Annotated in this window: 27 protein-coding genes; 17 read left to right on the forward strand and 10 right to left on the reverse strand. The window is 63.3% G+C overall.

Annotation, left to right across the window (positions count from 1 at the left end; translation table 11 throughout):
- Positions 1-4: 4 nt before the first annotated feature.
- Entirely contained in the window at positions 5-1,726 is a 1,722-nt protein-coding gene (locus tag UNPA324_RS33475; RefSeq protein WP_141938317.1) for an AMP-binding protein, read from the reverse strand.
- A 165-nt stretch (positions 1,727-1,891) separates the two neighbouring features.
- Complete coding sequence (locus UNPA324_RS33480; RefSeq protein ID WP_141938320.1) at positions 1,892-3,574, reverse strand: methyl-accepting chemotaxis protein; 1,683 nt, start codon at positions 3,572-3,574, stop codon at positions 1,892-1,894.
- A 278-nt stretch (positions 3,575-3,852) separates the two neighbouring features.
- Here UNPA324_RS33480 and UNPA324_RS33485 point away from each other — a divergent pair, with 278 nt between their 5' ends.
- The 4 genes from UNPA324_RS33485 (at position 3,853) to UNPA324_RS33500 (ending at position 5,717) form a co-directional block, all read left to right on the forward strand.
- Complete coding sequence (locus tag UNPA324_RS33485; protein WP_141938322.1) at positions 3,853-4,353, forward strand: hypothetical protein; 501 nt, start codon at positions 3,853-3,855, stop codon at positions 4,351-4,353.
- A gap of 11 nt (positions 4,354-4,364) precedes the next feature.
- Positions 4,365-4,838, forward strand: a complete 474-nt coding sequence (locus tag UNPA324_RS33490) for a hypothetical protein (RefSeq protein WP_141938324.1) — start codon at positions 4,365-4,367, stop codon at positions 4,836-4,838.
- 110 nt (positions 4,839-4,948) lie between these two features.
- The gene (locus UNPA324_RS33495) at positions 4,949-5,320 is read left to right on the forward strand and encodes a hypothetical protein (protein WP_128920003.1); all 372 of its coding nucleotides are present in this window, start codon (positions 4,949-4,951) and stop codon (positions 5,318-5,320) included.
- Position 5,321: 1 nt separating this feature from the next.
- Positions 5,322-5,717 carry a GFA family protein gene (locus UNPA324_RS33500; RefSeq protein ID WP_128920004.1) on the forward strand — a complete coding sequence of 132 codons (396 nt, stop codon included), beginning with the start codon at positions 5,322-5,324 and terminating at the stop codon, positions 5,715-5,717.
- A gap of 15 nt (positions 5,718-5,732) precedes the next feature.
- On the opposite strand, the gene UNPA324_RS33505 is transcribed toward UNPA324_RS33500, so the two are convergent.
- Positions 5,733-6,662 (reverse strand): CobW family GTP-binding protein, encoded by a 930-nt coding sequence (locus UNPA324_RS33505; protein ID WP_141938327.1) that lies wholly within the window; start codon positions 6,660-6,662, stop codon positions 5,733-5,735.
- A gap of 3 nt (positions 6,663-6,665) precedes the next feature.
- Positions 6,666-8,156 (reverse strand): amidohydrolase family protein, encoded by a 1,491-nt coding sequence (locus UNPA324_RS33510; protein WP_245471789.1) that lies wholly within the window; start codon positions 8,154-8,156, stop codon positions 6,666-6,668.
- Positions 8,157-8,865: 709 nt separating this feature from the next.
- Here UNPA324_RS33510 and UNPA324_RS33515 point away from each other — a divergent pair.
- The 3 genes from UNPA324_RS33515 (at position 8,866) to UNPA324_RS33525 (ending at position 11,017) form a co-directional block, all read left to right on the forward strand.
- Positions 8,866-9,339 (forward strand): GNAT family N-acetyltransferase, encoded by a 474-nt coding sequence (locus tag UNPA324_RS33515; RefSeq protein WP_246667271.1) that lies wholly within the window; start codon positions 8,866-8,868, stop codon positions 9,337-9,339.
- Between the two features lie 122 nt (positions 9,340-9,461).
- Positions 9,462-9,824: a hypothetical protein gene (locus UNPA324_RS33520; RefSeq protein WP_210246775.1), complete on the forward strand. Its 363-nt coding sequence runs from the start codon at positions 9,462-9,464 to the stop codon at positions 9,822-9,824.
- Positions 9,825-10,066: 242 nt separating this feature from the next.
- Positions 10,067-11,017, forward strand: a complete 951-nt coding sequence (locus UNPA324_RS33525) for an alpha/beta hydrolase (RefSeq protein WP_246667272.1) — start codon at positions 10,067-10,069, stop codon at positions 11,015-11,017.
- Between the two features lie 76 nt (positions 11,018-11,093).
- Here UNPA324_RS33525 and UNPA324_RS33530 read toward each other — a convergent pair whose 3' ends face one another.
- Positions 11,094-12,200 (reverse strand): M48 family metalloprotease, encoded by a 1,107-nt coding sequence (locus UNPA324_RS33530; RefSeq protein WP_128920008.1) that lies wholly within the window; start codon positions 12,198-12,200, stop codon positions 11,094-11,096.
- 146 nt (positions 12,201-12,346) lie between these two features.
- On the opposite strand from UNPA324_RS33530, the gene pqqD reads away from it, so the two are divergent.
- From pqqD to UNPA324_RS33555, 5 genes are all read left to right on the forward strand, one after another.
- Positions 12,347-12,634 (forward strand): pyrroloquinoline quinone biosynthesis peptide chaperone PqqD, encoded by a 288-nt coding sequence (gene pqqD / locus UNPA324_RS33535; protein WP_128920009.1) that lies wholly within the window; start codon positions 12,347-12,349, stop codon positions 12,632-12,634.
- 16 nt (positions 12,635-12,650) lie between these two features.
- Complete coding sequence (gene pqqE, locus UNPA324_RS33540; protein WP_283810293.1) at positions 12,651-13,736, forward strand: pyrroloquinoline quinone biosynthesis protein PqqE; 1,086 nt, start codon at positions 12,651-12,653, stop codon at positions 13,734-13,736.
- Between the two features lie 84 nt (positions 13,737-13,820).
- Positions 13,821-13,895 (forward strand): pyrroloquinoline quinone precursor peptide PqqA, encoded by a 75-nt coding sequence (pqqA, locus tag UNPA324_RS33545; RefSeq protein WP_008618162.1) that lies wholly within the window; start codon positions 13,821-13,823, stop codon positions 13,893-13,895.
- Positions 13,896-14,088: 193 nt separating this feature from the next.
- The gene (locus tag UNPA324_RS33550; RefSeq protein WP_245471787.1) at positions 14,089-14,583 is read left to right on the forward strand and encodes a urate hydroxylase PuuD; all 495 of its coding nucleotides are present in this window, start codon (positions 14,089-14,091) and stop codon (positions 14,581-14,583) included.
- Entirely contained in the window at positions 14,580-15,329 is a 750-nt protein-coding gene (locus UNPA324_RS33555; protein WP_181769617.1) for a dihydroorotate dehydrogenase, read from the forward strand. Before UNPA324_RS33550 ends, UNPA324_RS33555 begins: the two co-directional genes overlap by 4 nt.
- 193 nt (positions 15,330-15,522) lie before the next feature.
- Here the strand turns inward: UNPA324_RS33555 and tcuA are convergent, their stop codons facing one another.
- The 3 genes from tcuA to UNPA324_RS33565 form a co-directional block, all read right to left on the reverse strand.
- Positions 15,523-16,947, reverse strand: coding sequence for an FAD-dependent tricarballylate dehydrogenase TcuA (gene tcuA / locus UNPA324_RS33560; protein WP_141938334.1), 1,425 nt, complete (start codon positions 16,945-16,947; stop codon positions 15,523-15,525).
- A 232-nt stretch (positions 16,948-17,179) separates the two neighbouring features.
- Positions 17,180-17,737, reverse strand: coding sequence for a thiamine pyrophosphate-dependent enzyme (locus UNPA324_RS35890; RefSeq protein ID WP_246667273.1), 558 nt, complete (start codon positions 17,735-17,737; stop codon positions 17,180-17,182).
- A complete protein-coding gene (locus UNPA324_RS33565; RefSeq protein WP_246667274.1) occupies positions 17,734-18,816 on the reverse strand; it encodes a thiamine pyrophosphate-binding protein in 1,083 nt (360 codons plus the stop codon). The genes UNPA324_RS35890 and UNPA324_RS33565 overlap by 4 nt, the downstream gene beginning before the upstream one ends.
- A gap of 138 nt (positions 18,817-18,954) precedes the next feature.
- Between UNPA324_RS33565 and UNPA324_RS33570 the strand changes: the two genes are divergently transcribed.
- The 3 genes from UNPA324_RS33570 (at position 18,955) to UNPA324_RS33580 (ending at position 20,305) form a co-directional block, all read left to right on the forward strand.
- Positions 18,955-19,410, forward strand: coding sequence for an Lrp/AsnC family transcriptional regulator (locus tag UNPA324_RS33570; protein WP_141938336.1), 456 nt, complete (start codon positions 18,955-18,957; stop codon positions 19,408-19,410).
- A gap of 196 nt (positions 19,411-19,606) precedes the next feature.
- The gene (gene fdxA, locus UNPA324_RS33575) at positions 19,607-19,945 is read left to right on the forward strand and encodes a ferredoxin FdxA (RefSeq protein WP_141938337.1); all 339 of its coding nucleotides are present in this window, start codon (positions 19,607-19,609) and stop codon (positions 19,943-19,945) included.
- Positions 19,946-20,050: 105 nt separating this feature from the next.
- Positions 20,051-20,305, forward strand: a complete 255-nt coding sequence (locus UNPA324_RS33580) for a DUF2249 domain-containing protein (protein WP_128920017.1) — start codon at positions 20,051-20,053, stop codon at positions 20,303-20,305.
- Positions 20,306-20,542: 237 nt separating this feature from the next.
- Here UNPA324_RS33580 and UNPA324_RS33585 read toward each other — a convergent pair whose 3' ends face one another.
- Positions 20,543-20,875, reverse strand: a complete 333-nt coding sequence (locus UNPA324_RS33585; protein WP_141938341.1) for a hypothetical protein — start codon at positions 20,873-20,875, stop codon at positions 20,543-20,545.
- Positions 20,876-20,956: 81 nt separating this feature from the next.
- Between UNPA324_RS33585 and UNPA324_RS33590 the strand changes: the two genes are divergently transcribed.
- Positions 20,957-21,385 carry an RrF2 family transcriptional regulator gene (locus UNPA324_RS33590; RefSeq protein ID WP_128920020.1) on the forward strand — a complete coding sequence of 143 codons (429 nt, stop codon included), beginning with the start codon at positions 20,957-20,959 and terminating at the stop codon, positions 21,383-21,385.
- Positions 21,386-21,631: 246 nt separating this feature from the next.
- Here UNPA324_RS33590 and UNPA324_RS35895 read toward each other — a convergent pair whose 3' ends face one another.
- The gene (locus UNPA324_RS35895; RefSeq protein WP_245471785.1) at positions 21,632-22,393 is read right to left on the reverse strand and encodes a DUF2249 domain-containing protein; all 762 of its coding nucleotides are present in this window, start codon (positions 22,391-22,393) and stop codon (positions 21,632-21,634) included.
- Positions 22,394-22,462: 69 nt separating this feature from the next.
- Between UNPA324_RS35895 and UNPA324_RS33605 the strand changes: the two genes are divergently transcribed.
- Positions 22,463-22,795: a DUF6522 family protein gene (locus UNPA324_RS33605; RefSeq protein ID WP_245471784.1), complete on the forward strand. Its 333-nt coding sequence runs from the start codon at positions 22,463-22,465 to the stop codon at positions 22,793-22,795.
- Positions 22,796-22,809 lie beyond the last annotated feature (14 nt).

Here is a 22,809-nt window from a genome sequence, read left to right on the forward strand (position 1 = left end):
TCACTCAGACCGCAGCAGAACGATTGGGATCGAGGTCCTGCTTCTTCACCTTGCCCGTCGCCGTCAGCGGCAGGGCATCGATCATACGCACTTCCGGGACCTTGTAGACGGCCATGCGCTCGGCGCACCAGGCGCGCAGATCCTCCGCGGTAACAGTGCCGACCGCCTCCGGCTTGAGCTGGATATAGGCCACCGGCACCTGGCCCTTGTCAGGATCGTCGCGCCCGACCACGCCGGAGCCCAGCACCTTCGGATGCTGTCCGAGCAGCGCCTCGATCTCCGGTGGAAACACGCTCATGCCCTTGACCTTCAGCATCTCCTTGCGGCGGCCGAGGAAATGCAGGAAGCCGTCCTTGTCGATGGTGCCGATATCGCCGGTGCGCAGCCAGCCGTCGACGAGCGACTCCGCGGTCGCCTCCGGCTTGTTCCAATAGCTCTTGAGCAGCGATGGCGTGCGCACGCGGATCTCGCCTTCGGCGCCGAGCGGCAGCAGCGCGCCGGTCTCGAAATCGGTGATCTTGAATTCGGCGCCGGGCACCGGCAGGCCGACGAAGATCGGCTGGTTGTTGAGATCGAAATCGTCGTCCTGGAAGCCTGATGTGAAGGTGTTGGAGGTGTGGGTCTCCGTCATGCCCCAGGCCGCCTCCATCAGGATCGTGCCGGTGAGATCCTTCCATCGCTCGCGATAATCGGCGTTGAGCTTCTTGACGAAGGAGACGACGCGGACCTGCTTCAACGACGACAGGTCGAACTCGCGCCAGCGCGGATGGTCCATCAGCTCGACCGCGCCGTCGACCGGCATCGCGGTGATGGTGACCTTGTATTTGTCGATCGCCGCCATCGCGCCGACGGCATCCCAGCGCGCCAGCAGAACCAGCGTCGCGCCGGAGAACAGCGGAAAAATCAGGCCAAAGTTCTCGCCCGCGATCCAGAACTCGGGAAAGAACGACAGGAACACGCTGCTCTCGTCCGAGAGCACCGAGATGCCGTAGTTGGCGGCGGCGGTGTAGACCATGTCGCGGTGAGTATGGACGCAACCCTTGGGCATGCCGGTGGTGCCGCCGGTGTAGTTGAGCGCGGCGACGTCGTCGAGCCCGGGCGGCGGCAGCGGCATAGGTGTCGGCAGTGCCGCGAGCGCGGGCAACAGATCGGTCGCGCCCGGGACCGCAATGCGTGGCGTGCGGATCGAGTCCGGTGCGGGAAAGGCAGGCATTGCCGGAACGACATCGGCAAAGCTGGTGACGATGATTTCGCGCAGGCGCACCTCGCTGCGGACCTGTTCGACGACCGGCATGAGCTGGTCGAGCGCGACGATGACCTCGGCCTGGGTGTCGTTGAGCTCATAGGACAGCTCGAACGCGCGCGACAGCGGGCTGACCGGAACGTGGATCGCACCAAGCTTCAGGATGCCGAAGAACACGATATGGAATTGCGGACAGTTCGGCAGGAACACCGCGACGCGGTCGTCCTTGCCCACGCCCTTGGCCGCCAGCAGCGCCGCGAAGCGGTCGCTCTGCCGGTCGAGATCCGCGTAGGTGGTGATGTGGCCATAGAAGATCACCGCGGCACGCTCGGGACTGCGCTTCGCCCAGGCGCGCAGATATTCCGTCAAGGGAACTTCGCCGTGCAGATAGTTCGGAGATCGCGGCATGCCCTTCGGCCAGGCCTTGTCCCACAGGCCGCGCAAGGTGGCGAGGTAATCCTTCTCGTCGAGGCCCGCGTTCATGACGTCCTTCCCGTGTTGCTTTTCTTCTCGCGAAGGCACGCGCGTGCCGTCGATCGACATCGTTACACGTCGAGCACGGCAGAGGTCATGTCAAGGAAAACAGTTTTCCGCATCACGGCCGATGCCGCGACGCGGAAAAATCAGACGTCACGCGGCGCTTCTTCGTTACGCGGCGCGCACGCCCGCGACGAAGGTGCTGACCTCGTTTTCGAGGGATTGCAGCTTCTGCGTCAGCCGGCCGCTCGATTGCAGCACGAGCCCGGCGGCCTGGCCGGTCGCCGCGGTGGCATCGGTCACGCCGGAGATATTTTGCGAGACCTGGTCGGTGCCGGAGGCCGCTTCCTGCACGCTGTGGGCGATCGCCTGCGTGGCCGCGCCCTGCTCCTCGACGGCGGCGGCGATCGACGAGGAGATCTCGTTGACCTCCATGATGGTGGCGCGGATGCTCTCGATGTTGCCGACGACCTGATTGGTCTCGGCCTGGATCGCGGTGATCTGCGCGCCGATCTCGTCGGTCGCCTTCGCGGTCTGGCTCGCCAGCGACTTCACTTCGCTCGCGACCACCGCAAAACCCTTGCCGGCTTCGCCGGCCCGCGCCGCCTCGATGGTGGCGTTGAGCGCGAGCAGATTGGTCTGCGAGGCGATCTGGTTGATGAGGTCGATGACCTCGCCGATCTTGTGCGCGGCCGCAGCCAGCCCCTGCACGGTGTCGTTGGTGCGCTGACCGTCGGCGGCCGCCTTGTCGGCTACCGTTGCGGCCTGTGCGACGCGCTGGCTGATCTCCAAGATCGACGACGACAATTGGCTGGCCGCGGAAGCCACCGTCTGGACGTTGGTCGAGGCCTGCTGGCAGGCGGATGCGACGAAGCTCGCGCGGTCGCTCGCCTTGTTCGCGGTCTCCGACATGCCCTGCGCGGCCTGCTGCATCGCACGCGCTTCGTTGAAAACATCGCGGACGACTGCCTGGACGCTCGCCTCGAACTTGCCGGCGAGGTCGGTCATCGCCTTGCGCTTCTCGTCATCGGCTTTGCGCTTCATCTCTTCCTGTTCGGTATGCATCTGGCGAACGGCCGACGCATTGTCCTTGAACACGGCGAGTGCCTTGGCCAGCCCGCCGACCTCGTCTCTGCGATCGGTGTAGGGCACCTCGAAGGCGCTGTCGCCGGCGGCGAGGCGATCGGTCAGCGCGGTGATCCGGGCCAGCGGGCGGGTGACGCTGCGGCCGATCAGGAAGGAGGCGCCGAGCACGAGGACCAGCACGGCCAGACAGACGTAGCCGAACGTCATCGCGGCCTGGCGGAAGACGGCGTCGACGTCGTCGAGATAGATGCCGGTGCCGATGATCCAGCCCCAGGGCGCAAAGCCCTTCACATAGGAGATTTTCCCGACCGGCTGGTCGAAGCCGGGCTTCGGCCAGAGGTAGCCATAGAAGCCCGCACCCTGCTTCTTGACGACGTCAACGAAGCCCATGAACAGCGCGTTGCCGGCGGGGTCCTTCATGCCGGACAAATCCTTGCCGTCGAGCTCGGGCTTGATCGGATGCATGACCATCTTGGGGGTCATGTCGTTGATCCAGAAATACTCCACCTTGTCGTAGCGCAGGCTCTTGATCTCGGCCATGGCAGCCGCCTGAGCCTGTTCGCGCGGGAGTTTTCCCTCGCTCTCGAGCTTCTGATAATGGGCGAGGATGCCGTAGCCGACGTCGACCATCTGTTGCGTCTTGGCCTGGCGATCGGCGACCATCTGGGTGCGCAGGGTCGACAGCGCGATCGGTGCCAGCGCGATCATGCCAAGCAGGCTGATGCCGACAATGAGGACCAGCTTGAAACTGATGCGGGAGAAAATCATCGGGGCTCGCAAAATTGGCGGTTCAGATATGCCAAGTTATCCCGGTTCCCCTTAGCAAAGCTTTAATCATTCCGGTTCCGCCAGGCGGCCGCCGAAGGCGGCGCACCGTTTTCGTATTCCAACGACATGACCCCGCATCCGAATGTAAACCTCTTCAAATCTAGAACACCTCGATATCGCCCTTCCGCGCGTTGACTTGGACGGGGCTCTGGCCGAACGATCGATGCAGACAATCAGCGCCCGCTGTGGCGTGAGATCGGCCAAGGGCCAGAGGCTCCATGCATCCATCGACATCACGAGGGTCTCTCGACCTTCCGGCGCTCAGCGCGGCGGAACGGCTCTTCATCTGGGGATTCCGGGCCAAGGCACGCAGCGGAGGTGCTGTTCCGACCGCAGCCGATATCCAGGAGGTGTACGACCATTTTCGCGTGGGCGATGCCGTGGCCTCGCTGGAATTCATCATCGAGATCTTCGCCTGCACGGCCCATAAGGCCATCGAGGTGCACTGCCCGACTTGTCCGCGCGTGTCTGACAGCGAGCAGGAAATTCTGCACGCCATCGCCGCGGCACAGCAGGATCGCATCGACATCGTACGCGAACGGTTCGAGAGCTGGCTGCCGCCGGTCGGCGTCGATTGGGCGCTCGCGCCCGTGCGGGGCCTGGCGACGATCTTCCGCATGGCAGGTCTCATCCTGCCCGACCGGCAGGTGCGGTCCTTCGACCATGGCCGGACCATGGCGATGAAGAGCTGGCTGGTCGGAAGCCCGACCTTGCACTGACGAGATCGTTCATGCCCCCCGATATTTGCGGTTCTGTGACGATCCCTGACGCCGGCCAGCCGCGGCTCTGTCCGCTCCAGGCCGCGCTTGCGGCGCGTCCCTGCGTCGAAAGCTACGATGATTTCTGCCGCGTCGCGCTGTCCTTGTTCCGGTTCATCGGGGCGGCCTATACGACCGGCGCGTCCGATTGCTGGGAAGCGGCCTATCGCTTTGCCGACGAGGCGCCGGGCATCTCCGACAGCCCGCTGCTGGTGGCACGCGCTGCCGCGCTGGTCAGAATCCTGCGCAGCGGCCGCCCATGCGAGCTGTGCTTCATGCCGCCATCCTGCCGGCGCCTGTCGAAGGACGAGGCCGGATTGATGCAATTGCTGGCGGTCGCGCGCCGCAAGCAGCCGGGCGAGCTCGAATCCATCGTCGGCCAGCTGGTCGGCTCCGGCAAGGAGGACGCGACGACACGGGCGGTCAACGCGCTTGCACTGTGCTGAGGCTTTGACGGGTACTGGGCGCATTTCCCCCTCTTGAGAATTTCCGGCCGGAAGGGTCTGATAGGCTGCGGAGCAAGCCTCCGCCGAGCTGAACTCGGAACCTGAACGGCATGACCATGTCGGCCGAGCAATTGTGGAGCCTGCCGGAAACCGCGCTGGTCGGCGCCTATGCGGAGGCGCGACGCCGCTACGCGGAGAAGAAGTTCGAGCGCGACACCCAGCGGGCGAGGCTCGAATGGATGCGCGCAAAGCTGTTCGTCAACACGCAAGGCAACGTGACCGAACGCAAGATGGCGGTCGACGTCTCCGAGGAGCTGGCGCGCAAGGGCCAGGAGGTGCGCGAGATGACGCGCGACCTCGATATGCTGAAGATCGACGTCGACGTGATCGACACCATGATCCGGCTCCGCGGCGCGCACGGCGCTCCGCCCGTTCACGGCGAAGAGACGACTGAGAAGCCGATCGAGCCGGAGGGCGAGTGAGATGGCCGCATTCCGGGGGAGCTGCCTGTGCGGCGAGATCGCGTTCGAGGTCGAGGGTCCGCTCGACCGCTTCCTCAATTGCCATTGCTCGCGCTGTCGCAAGGCGACCGGGACGGCGCATTCCTGCGAGGTGATCGTGAGGGCCGAGGCGCTGCGCTGGCTGCGCGGTGAGGCATCCGTCGCGCGCTTCGACCTGCCCAACGCGCGCAGCTTTGCGACCGCGTTCTGCAAGCTTTGCGGTAGCCCGATGCCGCACCTCACACGCAGCGGGCGCGAGGCGATCATCCATGCCGGCGCGTTCGACGAGAAACTGGATGCGGCGCCCGACCGCCACGTGCATTGGGCATCGCGCGCGGACTGGTATGTGCACGGGGATGGGTTGCCGGTCGAGGATTGAAGCATCGCGCTTGCCTCATGCACGAGCAACGCAGGCTTCCATGATGCCGTTGAGCTCCGCCTGCGAGAGCACCCCGAGCTCGGCGATGAAGACGATCCGCGCGCGCGGCAGGCCCGGCGCGGGCGCATCGCCCGGGGCCAGCGTGGCGCGGCCGGCGGCGAATTGAAACACCATCTGGCGGCCGGGCTGCTCGACCGTCTCGAACAAGCCTTTTGCGCGCGCAAGTTTCGGAGCAAGCCGGCCGATCGCCTGTTGCAGGCGCGGCAGCGAGAGCGGGCGCTCCGAGGTCCAGCTCAGCGTTTCGAAGCGGTCCTCTGCCGGCCGCTTCGGGCCTGGCTCGCGCGGCGCTGGCGCGCGATCGACATGCGCTGGAAATAGCAGCGCGGATGGAATCTCGCCGTGCGGCGCATCGACGACCATTGCGGGAACGCGCTGGGCGCGAATGGCCGCGCGCATCCGCATCCCCGCGCCCTCGCCCGCCAGATCGAACTTGCTGAGCGCCACGATGTCGGCGACGCGCAATTGCGAGCGCTGGAGCGCATCGTCGAGGGCGGCCGGCGACGTGCCAGCGTCCATCACGCAGAGCACCGTCTCCAGCGGCGCCTCGCGCAGGATCACGGGATCCATCAGATTGCGGACGATGTCGGCGGGATCGGCGACGCCGCTGGTCTCGATGACGATGTAGTCGGGCCTCGGATCGCGCCGCAGCAGCGTCGAGAGCGTGCGGAGCAGGTCGCCTTCGAGCGAGCAGCAGATGCAGCCATTGGCAAGGCTCACCACGCCGTCGCTGGCGCCCGCGATCAGCTCCGCATCGATGTTGATGGCGCCGAAATCGTTGACGATTGCGGCAATGCGCCGTCCCTCCGCGTGCGCCAGCAGATGGTTCACGACCGTGGTCTTGCCCGCCCCCAGAAAGCCCGTGACCAGGAGAATGGGGACCGGCATGGGTCAGCCCTCGACGACCGGACGGCGCACGGGTTTGCCCGGCCGCGCCGTGACATCGAGAATGCCGTCGCCGATCAGCACCTGGCCGCTGACGACGAGGTGCCGCACGCCCTCGGACGGACGGTTCATCGCCGTGAAGGTGGCGCGGTCCGAGAGTCTTTCGTAATCGAACACGACGATGTCGGCATCGGCGTCTTTCGCGAGCCTGCCCTTGGCGCGCATCGCGGGCGTGCTCTGCGACAGAATTTCCGCCGGAATCAGTGCGCATTTGCGCACGCCTTCCAGCAGCGACACCGTCTTGCGCTCGCGCACCCATTCGCGGATGAACTTCGTGAAGCAGCCGGCCGAGCGCGGATGCGAGGTGGCATCGTCGGGCAGCGGCCAGGCATCACCGGTGTAGGTCTTGCCGTCCGACGTCGTCCACGGCATCGCGTCGGAGGCGATCGCGCCGCCGGGATACAGCACCGACATGTCGAGCAGGTCGCGGTGATGCGCATTGTGCTCGGTGTCGAGGATGTGCCAGAGCACCAGCGAGGACGGCTCTTCCGCCTGCGCCTTCAACAGCTCCTCGCGGTCGTGGAAGCGATAGCCGTCGGTGACGCGCTGCACGGAATCGTAGCCGGTGCCGTTGCGCTCGACGAATTCGGGGTCGCTGAAGAAGGCGGCGGCCAGCACGGTCGAGCCGGTGCCGTAGGGATAGGCTTCCACCGTGATCGGCAGGCCCTGGGCCTGTGCTTTTGCGATCAGCACGCGGCAACGCTCGACGTCGGTCTTGCTCGACGAGTTGAAATGGCAAATGTGCATGTGCGCGCCGGTGGCGCCGGCATAGCCGATCAGGCGGATATAGGCTTCCACCGCGCTTTCGGGGTCGATCCGCGACATGAAGGCGACATGGGTGAAGGTCGGCACGTTCTTGGCCGCAGCCAGCTGGCAGACCGCGGTCAGCTCCTGCACGCCGGCGCCCGGCGCGTAGGCATTGAGGATGCCGATGCCGATGCCGCCTTCGTTGAGGCCGCGCGAAAGACGTTCGAGAATGCCCGCGACCTCGGCGTCGGTCGCGACGTTGTCCATCCAGCGGCGGTCGCGCATAGCGTTGCCGAACGCCTCCAGCGAGCTCTCGGCGTTGGAGCCTGTCATCGCGCCGATCCGCGCAAAGGCCCAGTTGGTGGCGGCGCCGTAGTTCAGCACGCGCCCCTTCCTGGCCTGGCGCTCATACCAGGACCCGACCGGCAGCACGCCAGCCTCGAGATCGAGCGTGGTCGTGACGCCGTCGAACGCCTGCATGCGGTCGGCCGGGATCGACTGGCCGTGCGCGTGCAAGTCGATGAAGCCGGGGGCGACTACGAGCCCGGTCGCGTCGATCACCCGTTCAGCGCCGCCGAGACCCGTGCCGACGGCAGCGATCTTGCCATCCACCACCGCCACATCGCCGACGGCATCCATCCCACTCGCGGGATCCACCACCCGGCCGCCAGAGATCACCAAGCCGCTCATATCGTCACTCCTCCACCTCGATATCGCATCAAGGCAGATTCCGCGAGCGACGACCACCTCCACTGAAGCCGACGCAGCATGCTCACAAGGAAGGTCATTTGGCAGGCAAATCGCAGACATGCGTTTGCATCTTCGCGGCATGACTTGCCCGAGCTGTGCTTCTCTTCACACCCTCTCGAAGGAAAGGGCGCAGGGAAGGCCGGGCGCCGGCTGGCACCCGTAAAGACCCCCGTGCTGAACAGATGCACACGCAATGCACAGGGGAGACACAGGGCAGCCGAAACCAGGCCTTCCCTGCGCGATGGTTTGACGGCCTATGCCGCGATCTCCTGGGAGCCGAACTTTCCTTCTGGCCTCCCTCGCCCCGCGAATTGGATGATGCAGTCTGCCCGGTTGGGCTCGCTCGCATCTCCGCGAAAGGCTTGACCGTAGCAACGACGGCCAGGACCACGCGGTTTCGCCGTACGCGAGGGCGCCGTTCGTCTTCGCGGGTCACGCGTGCTCACGAGATGATCTCGCCCTGCACGCGCAAGCTCCGCCTTTAACGCCGCCCGCGTCCACCGCAACTCCCAGCCCGCGCTCGAAACGACGTACGACCGCCCCTTTGGTGGGCTGGGATGGCCGACACATACGACAAATCCGAATTTCGGTAAAGTGGAATATTTTTGGTGAGCCGGGTTGACAGCGGATTGGGGTGTTTCGCTCACCGTTGACGCCAGCGCACCAACTCGACGAGTTCTCCTGCGGCAAGCCATCGCTCGACCGCTGGCTGAAAACGCGAGCGCTGTCCAACCAGGAAAAGGGTCTTACCGCCGTCATGGTGGTGCACGAGATGAACCGGGTGGTCGGTCATTATGGCCTTGCACCGACGGCCATCGTTCCCTCGTCCCTGCCGCGGTCGATACGAACCGGTCAGCCGCCTGACCCCGTTCCCTGCCTCTTGCTGGGACAGCTCGCGACCGACGAGAATTGGATCGGCAAGGGGATCGGCACCGGCCTGCTCAAGCATGCACTCCGGCGCTGCGTCACGGCCGCAGGCCTGATCGGAGGACGCGCGCTGGTCGTCAATGCAGTCGACGCCGATGCTGCTGCGTTCTGGAAACGACGCGGGTTCATTGCCTCGAAGGACGATGCGCTCGTTCTCCACAGATCGATCGCCGACCTTGCGGCGTCGCTTCGTTAGATCAGGCTGCTTTGGTATATTGTTCGCTCCAGATCACGCAGACGCCGAAGGTTGTTCGGTCGGCGCGGCAAGGCGAAGTAGCGCCCCTGGCGTATGATCCATTCATAGAGCCAGAGCCGGATGTGTGGGCCGCGCTGGACGAGGAGGAACGGATCGATCTCGTGATGGCGTACCATAGGCGCGCCAGAATCCGCCTTCCGCGGGAGAAAGTGCACGCTGTTTTTCATGTGATCGTGGAGAGCCAAATTGCCGATCCCACGCTGCCGGTGCGACGCGTCGCGGGGCGGCTGATGTCCGAAGGACTCGATCGTCACGAAGCCATCCATGCGATCGGCTCGGTGCTAGCCGAACACATGAACGACCTGATGCGCGAGACCAAATCGGGCGACGAGAATGTCGATGCGAAGCCCGATCAGAACCCGAATAAGGCTTATTTCGCCCAGCTGGAACTATTGACGGCGGACGCTTGGCGTCAGTCGGCCTGACCGGCGTGGCCACGCTCCATTCGATCGAAATCACGGACTGATCCGGCGCTCGTGCGAACGCCGCGACTTGAACCGGCTGCAAAGCAGCTCCGCCGTCTTCTCGCCCCCATTGTCATTCAGGGAGCTAGGTGGGGCGGCGTTACCGGGGGCAAAGTTCCCGAGGGTTCCGTTTGATCGTCCAACGTCATCTGCAACAAGCCTCTCATCATTCCGTTTCGCGTCGCGCCCTGCTCGGCGGACTCGTGTCGGCAGGGAGTGCGCTTGCGCTCGGCGGATGCGCCGGCCTGGGTGCGACCGGCGCGCGCTACGATGCCTCGTCCCTCTCTGTCGATTCCACATTGCTTGTCGCCACCACGCGCAAGCCCGTGAATGGTGCTCGCGCCAAACCCTGGTTCGGGCCGGAGCGCGCAACGAGCATGACGGTCGCGCGGGCCAAGCTGGTGGCGCCCGACGAGAGCCGCCTGTCTCTCGCCTCGGTTGGACTTGGCAGTTGGCGTCTTGATCGGATCGACGCCACCGCCGACGCCGCCGATCTCGCGACGCAGGCCGGCGGCGGAGACGTGCTGATCTATGTGCACGGCTTCAAGCAGACGTTCGAGACGGCGGTGCTGGATGGCGCCTATCTCTCCGATGCGATCAAGTTCCGCGGCCGGACCATGGTGTTCGCCTGGCCCTCCAAGGCAGGACTGTTCGACTATGCCTATGACCGCGACAGTGCGATGTGGTCGCGCGACGATTTCGAGCGCGTGCTCTCTGCGCTCGTGTCCGCGCCAAGCGCTGGCCGCGTCCACATCGTTGCGCACAGCATGGGAACCATGCTGACGCTCGAAAGCCTGCGCCAGCTCTATGCGCGATACGGCGACACGGTCACCGGCAAGATCGGCGCGGTGGTGTTTGCCGCGCCCGACATCGACATGGACGTGTTCTCGTCGGCGATCCAGCGCATCGGTCCGCTGGCCGGCAAGATCACCGTGATCGCCTCGACCAACGACCGTGCACTGGCGCTGTCGGGACAGCTCGCAGGCGGCATGATCAGGGTCGGCGCCGCCGAGAAAGCCGCGATCGCGCGGCTCGGAGTGCGCGTGGTCGATGCGTCCCAGGAAGGCTGGGGCATCATCAACCACGACCTGTTCCTGTCGAATGCGGAAGTGCAGCAGGTGATCCGCCGCTCGATCGACGGCACGGCGGCGTGAGAGGGCGGCTGGCATCGCTCGCCGACACAGCCTGGAGGAGACCGAGCGGCACATCGCCTATTCACCGGGGCATGGTTCAAGGACCGCCTGGCGGCCCTGCGAGGCGATCGAGACGCCTTACCGGCGGCGGGTGCGGATGATGGAAGCTCGCCCACACCGGCTCCGGTTCCGGGGCCGCCAAGTTGGCGCCGAATAGCCGTGCCAGCGCTTCTGCAAAGAGCGTCGCTCCGGCGAGATTAGCCGCGTGGCGGTCTGCGGCAGCCTCCCACCTGCGGATCAAACAAGTCTCCACCGGCCGCACCAGCAATCCCAGCGCAGGCAACGCCAATAGCAAGATCGCCACGCTCTCCCGTGGTGCACATCCGCCACCCAGCTGTGCGATCCCAAGCACCGTTGCCAATCCGATCGTCAGGCGCCAGACGGTGAACCACTCGCGATGATAGCCCGCGAGGTGACCAGCCTCATGGGCCACCACAGCAAGTACCTGCTCGGTTGGCATTCCGGCAACCAGCGTGGCATCAAGAAGAATACACCGTCGCGCGACGATCCCTTGGGCGCGCGCGTTCATCTGGCTCGGCCGTTGTAGGTCGTTTGCAATTCGGACCGTCGTTCCTTCCAGTCCGGACCGTCGCATCACCGCCTCGATCTCTGTCGCCAACGACCCTGACTCGATCGCGGACAGGACGCGGCCGGACGGCGGAACTGCCTCCCGCAAGACAAGTGTGATCGCGAATCCCACCCAAGCCACCAGCCACCACCCGGTCTCCGGCATCGCCCATCCCACCACGGCAGCGACTGGAACGCTTTGCCGCCCCTCCGCGTAGAAGAGCCGTAAGCGCTCCCGAAAAAAAGCGCGCCACTCCCGAGTTCGCCCCCTGCGCTGGATCCACGCCGCCACTGAAACATCAAGCAATGTCGGCACCGCTACCGCGATCGGCAACAACAGCAGCGGACCGCTAAGCTGAGACAGAGCACTCACCCCTCCCAATGCCGCAGTCAGCGCAAGGAGCGATCGCGCGCCTCCTCGCAACGCCAGCCGCCGGATTCGCTCGGATTCACGGACAAGCACCGCGCCTTCTGTCCGTCGTCCGAGCCAAGCCAATCCACGGCGAGCAATCCAGATCTCGATCGCCGCCACACCGAGCGCCAATCCCGCGATCGTGGTGGACAGCAATCCGATCATTTTCGGCTTCCAGACTAGTACCTAAGGACTATTGCTGCTTCGCGATCGCGGCCAACACAATAACCGCGCGGCAGTCCAACGGATGACCGCCTCGGGCATCAACAACAGAAAAAGCAACAAAGACAAATCGGCAATTGGGAGGATGCATGACTGAAGCCGCCCGGCTTGACCCAAATGACATCGTCGAACTCCATCCGATGTATCTGTTGCGGTGGGAGGAGGCCGAGCAAGCTCACGTCCTTCTCTATCCCGAGGGAATCGTGAAGCTCAACTCGTCCGCCGCAGAGATTCTGAAGCGGGTCGTCGGCGGTCGCCGCATCGATGATGTGGTCGCAGAATTGACGGCCCTGTGTGACGGGCAGGATATTTCTGCCGACATCCTCGCATTTCTGGAGATTGCCAATGACAAAGGCTGGACCCGCGTTAAGACTTGATGGGCAGGGCCGGCCATTGTGGCTGGTGTGCGAGCTGACCTATGGTTGCCCGCTTAAATGCCCGTGGTGCAGCAACCCGCTCGATCTTGACGCCTATCAAAATGAGCTGTCCACCGAGGAGTGGAAGCGGGTCATGCGCGAGAGCCGGACGCTTGGCAGCCTGCAATTGGGTTTCACTGGCGGTGAGCCATTGATGCGCCGCGACCTCGAGGATTTGGTGGCCGAGGCAGATCGCCTCGGCTACTACACTAACCTGATCACCTCGACGGTCGGCATGAGTGCCAAGCGGCTGTCCCGTCTCAAAGCCGCCGGCCTGAAGCAGATCCAGGTCAGTCTGCAATCCCACGATGCTGCGACCACCAACGCTTTGGTGGGCGCGCCGGTCCACGACCACAAGATCGCTATGATCCGCGAGATCAAGGCGCAGGGCTTCCCGGTCGTTCTGAACATCCCTGTCGTCCGGCAAAATATTGCCCACACCGGCGCCTATCTCGAGATGGCGCTGGACCTCGGTGTTGATTATGTCGAATTCGCCAACGTCCAATATTACAACTGGGCGCTGGTCAACCGTGACGAACTGATGCCGTCGCTCGAGGAGCTGAAGGCATCCGAAGAGGCCATCAACTCCTTTCGTCAGAGGATCGGCAAGAAGATGGTCATCTACTTCGTCATTCCAGACTATTTCAACGGACGCCCCAAGGCGTGCATGAACGGGTGGGGCAGCATCATCATGACCATCGCCCCCGACGGCGTCGCCCTACCCTGCCAGGAGGCGCGCCTGCTCAAGGGTCTCAACTTCCCCTCGGTGCGGGAGCATTCGGTGGAATGGATATGGAAAGAGTCGCCGGCATTCCGCACCTATCGCGGCGACGCCTGGATGAAGGAGCCATGCCGGAGTTGCAGTGAACGGGAGAAGGATTTCGGAGGCTGCCGCTGCCAGGCCTATTTGCTGACCGGTGATGGCGCCAACCCCGATCCGGCCTGCTCGAAGTCGCCATTCCATCATCTGGTCGAGGAGGCAATCGTCGAAGCACATCGGCCGCAGCGCAATTCGCGCCCGCTGGTGATGCGCGAGGTCGGCGCAGCTTCCTCGACACAGTAGATACTACTTATTGCCGATACTTTCGGCAGTCGGTGGCCCCTAACGTTTCAAGCGTGTACGTTCACTCAAAGGGAGAAGTGCGCCATGAAGTGGGAAAAGCCTGCCTATTGCGACCTGCGTATGGGCTTCGAAGTCACCGCTTACGTCTTCGTCCGCTAAGTCGGGGCGGGAGAGGGACCTTCGGGTCCCTTTTCCGCCTATTTATTTGGATGCTCATGGCGCCGCCGCCTCCCTTTCGCAAGACGGTCCTCGACTCGTTCTGGGGCACTGTCGGTTGCGGTTTGGCGCTGACTATTGCTCTTGCACTCGCAATCCGCCTTCTTGTCCTTGGACATCCGTGATGCATGCCGGCTTGATCGATCTCGTCTTGCGCTGGCTGCACGTCGGCGGTGCGCTGATCTGGATCGGCCACAACTACGCCAATTTCATTTCCCGGCCTGACTTCATCCCGTTTGCAGACGATACTGAACCGGCGGCCGCGACCGGGAATGACTTTCAGTCTCGGCTTCGACGCGAACATGGCGCCTTCCGCTGGGCCTCGGTGGTGGTCTGGTCGACAGGCCTCGCCATGCTGCACCGAAATGGAATGCTGATGGATGCCGTGACGCTGTCGGGGACTGCTGCTCCCATCGGCATGGGATTTTGGATTGGCACCATGATGGTGCTCAACCTTTGGCTCGTCCTTTGGCCGCACCAGAAGAAGGTTCTGGGCTTTGTCCCTGCTTCCTACAAAGAGAGGGTGCAATGCTCGCGGGTGACGTTCCTGTCGGCGAGGGTCAACACCCTGCTATCGATTCCGCTCCTGTTCCTGATGGTAGCGGGAGCGCACGGCTTGCTGCTCGATTGAAGGCGCGCGTCCATCGCCTTGCGCTCGTCGCCAGCGATCTGGCCTGTCGCCTGCCACTTGCGCAGCGCGGCTTCATGGCGACCAGCGCCTTCGGCCTGCGGTTCGCCTCGCCCATCGGGGTCGCGGCGGGATTCGATTCCTTCGGACACATCGGTCGCCGATTTGGTCGTCTCGGCTTCGGGTTCGCCGAGATCGGAACCGTCTGCTTGAGAGGCGCGGTTGGGCGTCCATCGTTGTCCCAGGCCTTGGTCGCGGCCGGCCGTCCCGGCCCGGCCAGGCTTGGCATCGTGATCGGCCCGGACGACGGAAGCCCTTCCGTCCAGGCAATGACCGATGTGGCCGAGTGCCTTGAAGCCTTGGCTCCGCTGGCGGATTACGTCAGTCTTAGCTTGTGCGGTAAGGGCGGTTCATTGCGCTGGCCGCTGCGCGAAAGCCTGGCTCTCATGCGCCGGACCGCTCAAGGTGTCCGTTCAGTGCCATTGCTGCTCAAGGTCCCGACCGAACCGCATCTCGGTGATCTGGCCGAAGCTGCCAGGACAGAAGGTTACGACGGAATCGTTGTCGAGGGCGCCGATGCCACCCTTATCGCGCATCTTCATTTCCTGATGCCGGTTGTGGCGGTTGGGGGGATTCATCGCCGTCGCGACATGCGCAATCGCTTGGATGCCGGCGCCAGCCTTGTTCAATGCTGCCGTGCGCTCATGTGGAGTGGCCCACTTGGCGCAATTTCTCTATGTCGGCAATAGCACCACATGGAAGTCCGAGATTGGCAGACGGCAAATATCTCAAGCGAATTCCTGCGCCATAGGTCTGCGGCGGCCCGCTCGTTTGCGTTGAGAGTACAACGGCATGGTGCCTCTAGGCATTCCGCAGGCCGATCAATGGCGCGCACTGATCGCGACCCGCAGCACCCTGCCCCGTGCGATCAACGCTCCACGCTCATCTGGGGGACCAGGAGCGTGCAGCACGCACGGCACAGCGTCCCGCGATTTGCCCAAAGACCGTCCCAAGGGTCATTCCGACCCCGGCAAGATATCCGCTCGCCAAGATATTCGCCAACATGATCTGGCCCGCGGCAAACACGTTCGCCGCTGGTCGACCGCTTGCCATGATCACGCGCGCATGATCGTCCACCTTCACGCCGAGATAACTGAAGGTCACGCCGGGTCGAAGCGGATAGCCACTGAACGGAGGCGTGTCGATCGACATCGCCCACTTTGACTTCGGCGGTACAATGTCCTCGGCTCGCGCCAAACGACCTGCTTTTCGATCGGATGCGTCTGTGATCGCGGCATTGAAAGCGTGGATCGTTGTCGCCAGATCCGCTGGATTCAGCTTAAGCTCCACTGCCAATTCGGAGATCGTTTGCGTCCGGATCGGCGGATAGAAGGATGGTCGGAAGAGACCTTCGGCCTTTGAGTCGAGAATCGCGTATGCAATCTGGTCCGGACATCGCGCAACGAGCTTGCCCCAGACTGCAAATCTTCTTGGTCCGACCTCCTCACCTTCATCATGGAACCTTTGACCGTTACGATCGACGACAACACTGTAAGGCACGCAGTCCAACCGCGTGACGATGCCACCGTCGAACTTCGGCGCCCGCGCATCGACCGCAACCATGTGGCACTGCCCGGGCTCACCGATCGGCACCACGTTCTGATCGAGCAAACTCGCGAGAACGCGCCCCTTCGCCTGGCGCGCGCCCCGAATGACAAAGCGATTTGCCGCGTCTCCCCAGTAATGCTGGAGCCAATCCGTGTTCGCCTGTGATCCGCCGCACGAAACAACAACCGCTCTGGTTCGGACTCTCGTCAGGGCACAATTGCTAATGGCATGTATCTCGCAAGCCACGCCGTTATCGAGTGGCACGGAAAGGACTTCAGTGTCGTAGGCGATATCAACGCCGATCCGCTCTGCCTTCCGGTAATATGCGTTCAGCAAGGCCTTGCCTCCTCCGAGAAGAAAGGCTGTTTTCCGCGATGGGCGATTTCCGATGCGCGACTTCTCGAATTGGATGCCACATTGCTCCATCCAGCGGACTATGTGGGCTGACCCCTCGATCATGAGGCGCGCGAGGTTTTCATCGGTATGCCCAGCAGTCGCTTGCGCCAAGTCGGCCCAGTATTCGTCCCCGCAATAAGCTTGATCTGGAAGGACACTTGGTGGGTCGCACTTGACTCGCAAATTGCGAGCATGGCGGGTGCTTCCGCCCCTTAGAGCTCTTGGCGCCTGCTCGAGCAGAAGCACCGACGCTCCTGCCTGACGCGCAGAAATCGCCGCGCAAAGTCCCGCGTTTCCGCCCCCCACGACCACGACGTCGTAAGTCCGCGACGAGTTGGAGAGGTGTGAGTTCGCAAGCGTCATGGGGCCGTCTGTCGACGCGTATCTTGTTTCGCGCTCGAGTACAACATGATCGGCTGATCGATGAACTGGCGCCCTAAGAAGCCGCAATAGTTCTCAGTCGCACCTCTTGGAGCGGTGACTGTGGTTGGACCGCCGCGATATCCAGCTATGCCAAATGGTCAAGCCATCACGGAGATTCGCTGAGCCACCCCTGCTGCGGACAGATTCGAGCGGTGCGCTGGCAGCATCCGGGTTACTTCACCGCGATTTCGATCAGTGTAGGGCCACTGCGCCCAAGCGCGTCAACGATCGCGGCTCGAATGGCATCGGGAGCGTCGGCCCGTACCGCCGGGACGCGCATCGATGCGGCCAAAGCCTGGAAATCGATCGGGGGATCGTTGACGTCCATGCCGACGAATCGCCCGGCGACGGCATTCGTGCAGCCCAGCTGGCGCGCGATATTTTGCAGCACCCCGTAGCGTCGATTGTTGAAGATGAAGAACAGGACGTTGGCCCGATAGCGCGCGGCGCTCCACAGCGCTTGCGGTGAATACATCGCGCCGCCGTCTCCAACGAAGGACGCAACCGGACCGTCATGGAGCAGCGCTGCGCCGACGGCCGCGGGCATGTTGCACCCGAGGACGCCACCACGAGCGAAGAAGTAGCGACCGGGCCGAGTCGTCAAGATGTCCTGGACCTTGCCGAACGTGGCGGCTGAGTCATTCGCGAGCAAGGTGTTGGCTGGCAATGCGTCCGACACGGTCAGCACGGCCGCATCGGGGCTCAGCGGCAATTCCGTCATGTCGCTCATGATTTGCGCACGTATCGCCGCCTCGTAATCGCGCTTGGTCGCGGCTCTGCGTGCCAATCGCGCGGCGACCTCCGGCCCTTGACGAGGCCGCTGAGACGGATCGCGGCGGCCTGGAGCGTTGCGCCGATGTTGCCCAGCAGCGCTGCGTCGGCAGGGTGCTCGCGGCCCAACGCCTCGGCATTATCCGCCACATGAAGGACCTTGACCCCCTCAGGTATCGGCCTCACATCGCGATAGGGATAGGCGACGAAGGCGCGACCGCCCACTAGCACCAGAGCCTGCGCCGTTTCCAGATGTTCGCGCATCACCGCGAAGTCGGGCTTGAAGACTCCGGCCCAGCATGGATGAGCCGAGGGAAAGGCGGAGCGCGAGGTAAGTTGCGTGCCCCAGACCGCGTAGCCACCGGCCTCTGCAATCGCGACAATGCCGGGAGCTGCGGAGGCCGGCAGATCGTCGCCAAGCAGAATGATGACCTTTTCGGGATCGAACCCGGCCAGCGTATCGGCGAGGGCATCGGAATCGGGGGATGCGCCGAGACGCGGCGCCGCCGAGGCCGCCGGCGTTGATCCGCTGATCGGCTGGTCGAGCACGTCCATCGGCAGTGAAAGGAAGACCGGGCCGCACGGCGGCGTGCGGGCGATTTCGAAGGCGCGACGCAATGCGGCACCGAGGTCCTCGCCACGTCGGACTTCCTTGGCCCATTTGGTGACAGGTTCGGCGAGCGCGACAAGATCGCCGGAGAGCCACGGCTCGGTCATCAGATGACGGGTATCCTGCTGGCCGGCCGTGACGACGAGCGGGGTCTCGCTCGCCTTGGAGGCGACCAGCACTCCCATGGCGTTGCCGAGCCCGCCCATGGCATGAAGGTTGACGAATCCGGTCCTGCCGGACGTCAGCGCCCAACCATCCGCCATGCCGACGGCCGTCGCTTCCTGAAGTCCGAGCACATAGGTGATATCGGACGCATCGACGAGCGCGTCCATCAACGGCATCTCGGTCGATCCGGGGTTGCCGAAGACATGAGAAATCCCTTCGTCGCGCAGGATCTCGAGCAGAACGTCGCTGGCCCGTCGCGTCATCACAATCTCCTCGCCCCCTTGGTCTCGCAACGAGCCTAGCGGCGCGATGACGGCAGCGGGAGGCGATTTGGCGACGCCTCGCGTCCCATTTTGGCATCTGATATCTTCAAAATACAAAAGCATGGTATGAGATTGCGTATGGACGATATCGATCGCAAGATTCTGCGGCTTCTTCAGGAGGACGCCACCCTCCCGAACCAGGACTTGGCGGCCCGCGTGGGACTCTCGCCCTCGCCCTGTCTACGTCGGGTGAAGGCGCTGGAGGCCGCCGGGATCATTCGTCGTTACGTGGCGCTGGTCGATGGCAAGACAGTGGGCGCGGGTTTCGTCGCCTTCATCGAGGTGCGGCTGGAAAAGCAGGCCGAAGCCTATTCAAGGCGTTTCGAGACGGCGATGCTGGGACGTCCCGAGGTGATCGACTGCTGTTTCGTCACCGGCGATTTCGACTATCTGCTCAAGGTGGCGGTCGCCGACCTCGATGAATTTCATCGCTTTCTCACCCAGATCCTGACTCGCATCGTCGGAGTTGCCAACACTCGCACGATCATACCGGTGAAGCAGATCAAGGAAACGACGGCCTTGAAGATCGCTTGAGAAAGCGCGCAGCCCGATTTGACGCACTTTGGTCCGCTGGCGGCGTTTGGTCCTTGGATCTGCGGGACCACGGTGCTCCGAACCATAAAAGATATATTTTATATATTGCTTTTGCAGCGGCACGCCCTTAAAGATATATCCATCATACATCTAATCAGCCGAGCACGAGGTTCGGGTACGAGCGAAGGACTGGGCGATGACTCACGTCGTCACCGACAATTGCATCAAATGCAAGTACAAGGACTGTGTTGAGCTCTGTCCCGTTGACTGCTTCTACGTCGGCGAGAACATGCTGGTCATCCACCCCGACGAGTGCATCGACTGCGGCGTATGCGTGCCCGAATGTCCCGCCGTGGCGATCTTCCCGGACTCTGACATTCCATCCGAATCCCACTGGTTCGAGCTCAATCGCAAATTCGCGGGTCTCTGGCCGAACATCACCAAGAAGGGTGAGCCACCCGGCGACGCTGACGCGTGGAATGGCGCGCCCAACAAGTTTGCCAAGCACTTCAGTTCTAAGCCTGGTGACGGCTAAGGCGACTTGCTCTCTTACGGGTGGTTCGTCCGCCCTTCGATCTTCCGCCGGGTCGCGGGCGATGGATCGATCAAGCTCGCGAGCGACAGAAGGAGAAATTTACGGATGTCCAGCTCGAACGGAGACGCATCGATCGTCGATGTACGCACACTACCGCCGGCTCAACGGCACCAGAAGATTTTCCAGCTCGTCAATGAGCTGGTAGTCGGCCGCGCGTTCATTCTGGTGAACGATCACGACCCCAAGCCGCTGTACTACCAGTTGGAGGCCGAATATCCGAAGCAGTTCTCCTGGAAATATCTTGAGAGCGGTCCGACGGTATGGCGCGTCGAGATCGGAAAGCTCGCCAAGGCAGCCTGAATATCCCTTCCTGAAGATCCCCTCGGAGGGAGCGGCCAGTCGCTCCCTCCGATCCGGGAGGCGTGGGCACACAGCCATGATCGGCGCATCCCTGTCCCGATGGACCCTGAGCTATTTCGCCACTGCGCTAACGGCACTGATCGCGGCAGAGGTGCTTATGACCGCGGGCTTTGGGTTTCCGAGCTCCCCTATCGAGGAGGCGGTCGATGGCGTCCATTGGGCTGACGTGAGCTTGACCTATGATCCGCCCTGGACGCCGGACATGATGAGTTCGACCGCCAAGGAATATCTGGGCTTCCAATGATGCGAGAATTGCCCGTTTCCGGCGCCACCCCGGCCCAGGCCAAGAGCGTCAAGGAGCAGCAGGAGGTCGCCCTGCTGCTGCTCGACGCTCTGCAAAAGCTTGCCGATGCGGGCGAAGTCGACGCGGCCTGCCGCATAGCAGGCAAAGCCTGCGTCGTCTTGCGACGAAGCGCACCAGGCGGCGAGCGACGGTTCAATGCGTTGCTCCATCGCCTGACGCGCAGCCTCGGGTGATCGCATGGCCGGTTGGCTCGACTTGAGAAACATGGACATTCAATATATCTTTGTGCGTGACTGTCGTGCTGCGATCTCTGTACGTGCGCCTGTGCCAATGCTCCGGAGCAAATCATGCGCTTGACCAATTTTTCCGATTATTGCCTCCGGCTGCTGATGTACGCTGCGGCGAGGCAGGATCGTTTGATCACGATCGAAGAGGTATCCGGCGTTTACAATATCTCCCGCGCTCATCTGATGAAGGTCGCCAATACGCTCACCAGGGCCGGGTATCTGAACGCGGTGCGAGGCCGCTCGGGCGGCCTGGCGCTGGCGAAACCACCGCACAAGATCAAGCTGGGCGAGGTGATTCGCGCCACCGAGCCCGATTTTGCTCTGGTCGAATGCTTCGGCGCCGACAACGCGTGTGTTATCACCCGCTGCTGCCGCTTGCGCGGCGTTCTGCATGAGGGCCTGGACGCGTTCAATGCCGTGCTCGACAAGTACACGCTCGCCGACTTGATGCTCAGGCCGAGGGATTTTGGGGTGCGGCCCGCGGCCTGATGGGTCGATCCGCTATTCGGCAGCTTGCAGAAACGGCGGGTGGGCTCGATCGGCTGCGGCACGGCCGGCAGCGACCGCCATCCAATCCCGAAGCAGCCCCTTGTCCTCCTTCGAAAAGACAGCGCGGCGCTTGACGTCTTCCAGCGTTCTCGCCCGGATGACACCGCGCGAAATCCTCGCGGATCAGCGACTCAAGATAGACCTGCTCCGCCTCATTGGCGGGCTGCACATAGTGATGTGAATCGCTCAACGCGAAGCCTCCTTTCCCTCGGGTGGGAGCAGCCGCAGGCGCACGCGCCAGAAGTCCGGTCCCCGCTCCAGATACGACCAGTTGCAACGTGAGCCATGCTGCGCCTCAAGCTGCAGGCGGAGCCGTCTGGGATCATGATCCACGACGATCTGAAGCGATTGATCCGAAGCAAGATGCTCGAACAAGCGAAAGAGGATCGCGTGACGGTACTTTGGATCGATGTCGGCAACGTTGATCACGCGTTCGTCGGCGTTTGGTTCGGTCATGGACGGCTCCTTAGGTAGCTCGTGCGACGCGGGCGCTGGCTGTTCTGCTCTCCGTTCGAGATCGCGATACAGCGCCTCGATATGTTCGATCAGCCGCTCTGCACGTTTCGGCTCGAGCAGTTTGCCCAGGGCGGCGTGGAAACAGGGCTTGAGAATCTTCCCGGTGATGCCGCGCTCGGCGCACATCAGATCGATGATGTTCTGCGCCAGCGGTGAAAGCTGCCCGGTTGCGGCCGCCGGATCGAGAATGGAATTGAGCGCTCGCTCGACTTGCGCCCAATCCGCACGTGAAATGTGCGTCAGTACGTTATTGATATGCGGATGCGCGCGAAAAATAGCGAAGATCCGGAACGAGAGCTCGGCGGTGGAGAGCGCTATCCGCGTCTTGGCCGCGCGTTTGGCCATGGTCTTCGGGGGAAGCCTTGCGCTGGGAAGTCCGGCCGGCACGGGCCACACTTCCGCTCCGCTTTCCAGTTGGGCCAGAATGGTCATGGGTTGACCTCGCTACAATAAGATATATTGGTAATATATCTTATTGGGCACCTCGGCAAGGAGATACTGATGATGGATAGGCCCCATCAAGCGAATCCGCCTGCGCCCTCCCGCAGCATGGTCCAGCGGAGCGATACCACGTTCTACGTCGATGCTGAGTTGATCGGCGAACTCCTGAATGTTTCGGCCGCCGCCGTACCGGTCCTGATGCACGAAGGCGCGATTACGAGCGTCTGCGAACGCGGGATCGATGATCATGACGGCGAATTTAGGCTCACATTTTTCCACCGCAGCCGCCGCGCGCGGCTGAGCACGGATGTGACGGGGCGCGTCCTTCGCAGGTCCGCTATCGATTTCGGTGATCGCCCGATCCCCAGTGCGCTGCGCCGTCCGGGCGGCTGACGGCATGACGACCC

The sequence above is a fragment of the Bradyrhizobium sp. UNPA324 genome (genome assembly GCF_006658635.1).
Classification (GTDB): domain Bacteria; phylum Pseudomonadota; class Alphaproteobacteria; order Rhizobiales; family Xanthobacteraceae; genus Bradyrhizobium; species Bradyrhizobium nanningense.